5 protein-coding genes are annotated in these 3,631 nt (G+C 67.3%); all 5 read right to left on the bottom strand.

Annotated features, from left to right (window positions below; genetic code table 11):
* Positions 1 to 392 (bottom strand): DHH family phosphoesterase (locus tag MUO23_15315; GenBank protein ID MCJ7514320.1); only part of this gene is annotated, 392 nt, incomplete at its 3' end.
* The gene (rbfA, locus tag MUO23_15310; GenBank protein MCJ7514319.1) at positions 373 to 744 is read right to left on the bottom strand and encodes a 30S ribosome-binding factor RbfA; all 372 of its coding nucleotides are present in this window, start codon (positions 742 to 744) and stop codon (positions 373 to 375) included. The genes MUO23_15315 and rbfA, both read right to left, overlap by 20 nt.
* Positions 744 to 2,534 carry a translation initiation factor IF-2 gene (gene infB, locus MUO23_15305; GenBank protein ID MCJ7514318.1) on the bottom strand — a complete coding sequence of 597 codons (1,791 nt, stop codon included), beginning with the start codon at positions 2,532 to 2,534 and terminating at the stop codon, positions 744 to 746. Before infB ends, rbfA begins: the two co-directional genes overlap by 1 nt.
* 105 nt (positions 2,535 to 2,639) lie before the next feature.
* Entirely contained in the window at positions 2,640 to 2,861 is a 222-nt protein-coding gene (locus tag MUO23_15300; GenBank protein MCJ7514317.1) for a YlxR family protein, read from the bottom strand.
* 125 nt (positions 2,862 to 2,986) lie between these two features.
* Positions 2,987 to 3,631 (bottom strand): hypothetical protein (locus tag MUO23_15295; GenBank protein MCJ7514316.1); only part of this gene is annotated, 645 nt, incomplete at its 5' end.

Genomic DNA, 3,631 nt, shown 5'->3' with positions numbered 1-3,631 from the left:
GTCGCCGACGCCTGCTCGTCCACCAGGTTGAGGCGGGCGAATCCGGTATTGGTCGGATGGTGGTCGATGTTGATGTCCGGCTGACGGGGCAGAAGGCTGGGGTCCAATCCCATGCGGTCGATGTCGGAGCAGTCGACGCACACCAGCAGGTCTACCCCGGCAGGAAACTGACGCAGGATCTCGGCCGAACCCGGAAGGAAGCGGTAGCGCCCCGGCAGCCCGTCGACGAGCACCGGCGCCACCTGTTTGCCGGCCTGCGCCAGCGCCAGGGTGAGACCCAACAAGGAGCCGATCGCATCGCCATCCGGACGCTCATGCGAGATCACCCCGATCCATTGGGCGGCGGCAATCAGGCGGCGGGCTGAGTCAATGTCACGCGGAGCTACGCCCACGCTCATCTTCCTCACGGACTTGGCGCAGAAGGGCCTCGATGTTGGAGGCCTGGTCAAAGGACTCGTCCCAGCGGAAGCGCAGCTGGGGGAAGGCCCGCAGCGGGACGCGCCGGGACAACTCCGACCGCAGGAACCCTCGCGCGGAAGTCAGACCCTGCAGGATGTCCTGCTTGCGGGCCTCGTCCCCCAGGGCGTTGATGAAGGCGGTGGCATGGGCGAACTCGCGATCGATCTCCACCGCCGTGACCGTCACCCCGTCCAGGCGCGGATCGGACGCCTGGCGCGCGAGCAAATCCGCCAGCTCCTGGCGGATCCGCTCTCCCAGCCGGCGGGCGCGCGTCTCGGAGGGCATCAGGTCTGTGCAACCTCTTCCTCGACGAAGAACTCGAGGACGTCCCCGACCGCCAGCTGATCGTAGCCTTTGACTCCGACGCCGCACTCGAAGCCGGCGCGCATCTCACGCACATCATCCTTCTCATGCCGTAGGGAGCCGACCTGACCTTCGTACACCAAGGCGCCGCCGCGATAGACCCGGACCCGGGCGTTGCGCCGCGCTTCGCCATCCACCACCATGCAGCCGCCGACGTGGCCGACCTTGGGGATGCGAAACACGGCCCGAACCTCGGCTCGCCCAACGACGACCTGATGTTTCTCTGGGGCGAGCATCCCCTTGAGAGCCTTCTCGACATCTTCGGTCAGGCGGTAGATGATGTCGTACAGGCGGATGTCAACGCCTTCCTTCTCGGCCAGCCTGCGAGCCGCCTGGTCGGACTCCACATTGAACCCGATGACCACTGCCTCCGAGGCTGCCGCCAACATCACGTCGGACTCGCCGATGTTGCCCGTGGCGGCGTGCAGGATGTTGACCTTGATCTCGCCGGCGGACAGGTCCTTCAGGGAGGACATGATCGGCTCGAGCGACCCCTGAACATCCGCCTTCAGCACCAGGGGCAGCTCTTCGGTCTGTCCCGCCTTGTAAGCCGCGAAGACCTGCTCGAGGGTCATACTAGGAGAGCGGACCTCCGTCTGCTGCGCAGCCTGGGCGCGCTGGCTGACCAGGGCACGGGCTTCGCGCTCGGAGGCGGCCACTGTGAACAGCTCGCCTGCCGCCGGAACCTCCCCCAGGCCGAGGACGGCCACCGGGGTCGAGGGCCCGGCGGCCTGGATCGGCTTCCCCTGGAAGTCGAACATAGCCCGCACCTTGCCGTGGGTGCGTCCAGCGATCACGATATCGCCGGGGCGCAGGGTTCCGTTCTGGACCAGCAGGGTGGCGATCACGCCTTTGGCGCGGTCGAGCTCGGCTTCGATCACGGACCCGATCACCTTGCCATCCGGATTCGCCAGGATCTTGGTTGAATCGCTCGTCAGCACGATCGCTTCCAGCAAGTCGTCGATTCCCTGCCCCTTCTTGGCCGAGACCGGCACCACCATCGTCTCACCTTCCCACTCGTGGGCCAGCAGACCGACGTCGGCCAGCTCCTGGCGCACCCGGTCAGGATTGGCATTGGGCCGGTCGATCTTGTTCAGGGCGACGACGATCGGAACCCGGGCGGCGCGGGCGTGGCTCAGGGCCTCCCGCGTCTGCGGCATCACGCCGTCGTCCGCCGCCACCACCAGGATTGCGATGTCGGCGCCCTGGGCGCCGCGAGCGCGCATGGCGGTGAAGGCGGCATGGCCCGGCGTGTCGAGGAAGGTGATCAGGCGGTCTTTGTGCGTAACCTGGTAGGCTGCGATATGCTGGGTGATCCCCCCCGCCTCGCCCTCGGCCACATTCGTCGAGCGGATCGCATCCAGCAACGTCGTCTTGCCGTGATCGACGTGGCCGAGGATCGTGACCACCGGCGGCCGCGGCTTGAGGAGCTCGGCCGGCTCGCCCTCGATGATCTCGCGCCAGGCCGGCACCTCCCCGACCTCGGCCGAGCTTTGTTCCTCGACAGGGACCACCGGGCGGGCTTCGAAGCCGAACTCCTCGGCCACGATGGCCGCCGTGTCGAAATCGATCTGCTGATTGATGTTGGCCATCACCCCATTGGCCATCAGCTTCTTGATGACATCAATCGGGCTGATGTGAATCGCATCCGCCAGCTCGCGGACTGTGATCTGAACAGGGATTTCCAGGGTCTTTCGGCCGTCGTCGCTCATCCCATTCCTCCGGGACAGACACACCGGGTGCGCAGAGCGAGCGGGCCGGAGGGCTATGCGATCAGCCGAAGGGACATCACTCGCGCCGGGGCGGGTCTGGTAACCTCATCTCGAGCCGTGGGGCGGATCTTCGGGCAGGCCGTTCAGATGCTCTTCGAGCGCCTGCCGATCGGACGGGCTGAGGCGAACTCGCAGGGCATGCTCGAGATTGCCTCTCAGCCCCGCCTGCCAGCAGGAAGCCAGCTCATGCAGGTAGGCGCCTCTGCCGTTGGCCTTGCCCGTCGGATCGATGCCCACACCGTCCGTCGTCCGCACCACGCGGATCATTGCTCGCTTTGCCAGGACTTGCCGGCATCCCACACACGTGCGCTGTGGGACATGCCGGCGGCCTCCTTTCGAGTCAGGCGTCATCTTCCCAATCCGCAGCCATGACCAGCGCCGCACTCAGGCCCCTAGAGGTAGTCGTCGCCCCATCCCGTGCGGCCGGGCTTGCGCCGCTTGCGGACCACCATGGTACCCGACGCCGGATCGAACTCGAGGGCGCCCTTTTTGCGCTTCTTCTTCTTCTTGCCGCCGGCAGCCTCGGCCGCCTCCGGCTGCTCATCCTCTTCCTCGGCCGCGCCGGCCAACGCCGCCTGGCTGATCTCCAGGCTGACGGCCTCGAAGGTCGCTTCCAAGCTGGGGGGCGCAGCCTCAGCCTCGCCCACGGCGCCGGGCTCGCCGGCAAGCGGCTGCTCTGCCTCAGCCGTCTCCGCCAAGACCTCCAGCCCCTCCACTCCGGCTCCGGCTCCGGCTTCCGCCTCGGGCTCGGCGGCCGGCGCCTCGACCTCCGGCTCCGGCATCGGGAAGGCGTAGCTGGAGAGCGCCAGCTGGACTTCTTCCATTGCCTTCGGGCCGAAACCGTCAATCGACAGAATGCGATCCGAGTCCATTCCCAGCTGCTGCATGACCGCGGCGGCGCTCTCGTAGCCGGCCTCCGTCAGCAGGCTGAGCACCCGCTCCGACAAGCCTACCTGATCAAGGCCGACCTGATGGGCGCTGGCCGGAATGCCCTCGCGTACCGCCGCCAGGCGCTCCAGATACGCCATGCGGCGGGC

The organism is Anaerolineales bacterium, assembly GCA_022866145.1.
Classification (GTDB): domain Bacteria; phylum Chloroflexota; class Anaerolineae; order Anaerolineales; family E44-bin32; genus PFL42.
The sequence above is the reverse complement of the archived record's forward strand: the minus strand, read 5'-3'. Positions and strand labels throughout refer to the sequence as shown.

What these genes read in the sequence shown, in the direction of transcription:
- rbfA (MCJ7514319.1), bottom strand. Translation starts at nt 744, where the DNA reads ATGCCCTCCGAGACGCGCGCCCGCCGGCTGGGAGAGCGGATCCGCCAG.
- infB (MCJ7514318.1), bottom strand. Translation starts at nt 2,534, where the DNA reads ATGAGCGACGACGGCCGAAAGACCCTGGAAATCCCTGTTCAGATCACA.
- MUO23_15300 (MCJ7514317.1), bottom strand. Translation starts at nt 2,861, where the DNA reads ATGATCCGCGTGGTGCGGACGACGGACGGTGTGGGCATCGATCCGACG.